The organism is Telluria sp. AZSoR62 (assembly GCF_058111565.1).
In genome coordinates, this window is the sequence record NZ_JBYTST010000053.1 from 1 (window position 1) to 545 (window position 545).

Genomic DNA, 545 nt, shown 5'->3' on the forward strand with positions numbered 1-545 from the left:
GTCGTCGTAGGGATTTCGCCTGTGCCGATCATTATCCACTGATTGCCGGCGCTTTCATTCCTAGAGGACTGTCGTGACAGCCCGCCGAGTCACACCTCAGAGCAAGGCGGGGTCATACACTTTCAAGAGATAAAGACGGGTCGTGCTTGCGCTGCGTCAACGAGTCCTCTAGTAGCTGCATCGCTTCGGCCAGCGCTGCGTGTTGGCAGCGCAATTCTGCTAGAAATGATCTGTTTGGCTTCAAATCGGGAAAGTAACGCGCCAGGTCAGGCCGGTATGATTCCATCATGCACTTTACGGCCAAATGAAGGTCTTCCTTAGTCACACCAGACGCGACCGCCAATGTCCCTTGGATCTCGGCCGACGATGCCGTTTCCATCCAGAACAGCAGGTCCAGGTAATTGTTCAGCTCTCGTTCTTTGCGTTCGTCCATGCTGCTAATCCTCAAATGTCCATTTCGTCTGGCGTGTTGACATCGTCTATCGAGCGGCACTGTTCCGCTTTGCACAACAATCCGGAACCCGTCGGTATGATTGAGGCAGCAG

Annotated in this window: 1 protein-coding gene; it reads right to left on the reverse strand. The window is 53.9% G+C overall.

All coding sequences use genetic code 11. From position 1 onward, the window contains the following. Window positions 1-112: 112 nt before the first annotated feature. Entirely contained in the window at window positions 113-433 is a 321-nt protein-coding gene (locus AC3XQU_RS22810; RefSeq protein WP_440463022.1) for a hypothetical protein, read from the reverse strand. Window positions 434-545: the final 112 nt, after the last annotated feature.